The sequence below is a fragment of the Streptomyces graminilatus genome (assembly GCF_001418565.1).
GTDB lineage: Bacteria > Actinomycetota > Actinomycetes > Streptomycetales > Streptomycetaceae > Streptomyces > Streptomyces graminilatus.
Genome location: NZ_LIQQ01000717.1, coordinates 1 through 1,651, shown reverse-complemented (window position 1 = coordinate 1,651; position 1,651 = coordinate 1). Strand labels below are relative to the sequence as shown.

1 protein-coding gene is annotated in these 1,651 nt (G+C 77.0%); it reads left to right on the top strand.

Annotation, left to right across the window (positions count from 1 at the left end):
- Positions 1 to 56 precede the first annotated feature (56 nt).
- On the top strand, positions 57 to 1,651 hold a 1,595-nt coding region (locus AOK08_RS40505; protein WP_079054568.1), incomplete at its 3' end, for an SWIM zinc finger family protein.

Below are 1,651 nucleotides of genomic sequence, written 5' to 3'. Positions count from 1 at the left end.
GGCGGGACGAGCGCTGTGGAGTGCAGGGCGAGCAGGGCACGGCGGGGGAGGGGCCGATGTCGGTCGGGCGCGGCCTGTCGGGCGACGCCGAGCCGGACCGGCCCGCCGACGCCGCGCGCAGGGCGTTGCGGGCGGCGCGGGAGCGCGCGGCTCAGGAGACGACCGGGCCACAGGGCGCGGTCGAGGCCGGAGCGCGTGAAACCCGGCCGGGAGACGCGGCTCGGGCCGCTCTGCGCGGCGGGCCGACGCGGGCCGGGGGCCCGGCCGCCCAGGCAGGGACGGCGGACGCGGCCCACCCGGAGCCTGGTGAGGTTCCGGCGGCGCGTACCGGCACCGGGGACCGCAAGGGCGGGCGCCCTGCCGACGTCGCCCGAGAGGCTCTGCGCGCCGCCCGTGGGGAGGCACGGCGGGCCCGATCGGACGCGGAGATGCCGGCATCCGAGGCCACCCGACGGCCTGTCCGGCCCGTACCGCCCGTGTCCGGGCATGATCCACACGACCGGAGCCCAGGGGACCGGAGGCGTGACCTGCGCGAACTGCTCGCCGGTTCCTTCGAGCTGCCCACCGACAACTCCCCGGCGGGCCCGGCGATTACGGCGGCTCCGGCACGGAGTCCGGAGCCCCTTGACGACGAGTCGGCGCGTACTGATCCGTCGCCGCCGGTGACCGTCGGGGACGTCCTGCGTGCCGTCGCCGCACCGATCCTGCGGGACGCCGGTGCCGGCGCGGAGACCCCGGCGGCGCCGGGCGTATCACCGGGCGCGCCATGGGACACCGGGAACACCCGGAGCACGTGGAACACCCTGGGCAACGCGGCGGACAGGCCGAGCGCGGCCAACACCGCGAAGCCCCGGAACGCCGGGAGCACCGCCGGGTTCCGGCGCACAGGGCCGCCCGTCGAGGCTCCCGTCACCACCACGCGCCTCGCCTCCCCGACGTCCTCCATGGCCGCCCCCGGTCGTGACGGTGAGCTGCGCCGTACCTTCCCCACCTTCCCCGCTCTGCCCGCCTCGGCGAACGGGCAGACGTCGTCCCGGGGCGACGGCTTCGCGGAGAGCTGGTGGGGGAACGCCTGGGTGGCCGCCCTGGAGGAGGGCGCGCTGGACGCCGCCCGACTGCTGCGGGGGCGTGGATACGCCGCGAAGGGGCACGTCGATGCCATCACGGTGACACCGGGGCTCGTACTCGCCTATGTGCAGGGCTCCCGGCCACGCCCGTACCGCGTCCAGGTGCGGCTGCGCACCCTCGGCGACCAGGAGTGGGAGCGGTTCCTGGAGGCCGCCGTGGAACGGCCGGGGCACATCGCCGCGCTGCTCGACAAGGAGATGCCCCAGTCCCTCGCCGACTGCGGGGCTCCACTGCTGCCGGGCCCCGGCGACCTCGACCCCCTGTGCAGCTGCCCCGACTCCGGGCACCCCTGCAAGCACGCCGCCGCCCTCTGTTACCAGACCGCCCGTCTCCTCGACGCCGACCCCTTCGTCCTGCTCCTTCTGCGAGGCCGGGGCGAACGGGAGGTGCTCGACGAGCTGTCCCGGCGCAACGCCGCCCGTGCCGCCCGCGCGGCTCAGGAGCAGCAGCCGGGGTCCTTCCCCGGCGTCCGGGCGTCCGAAGCGCTCGTCCCGCGTGTCCTCCCGCCCCTGCCGGCCCCGCT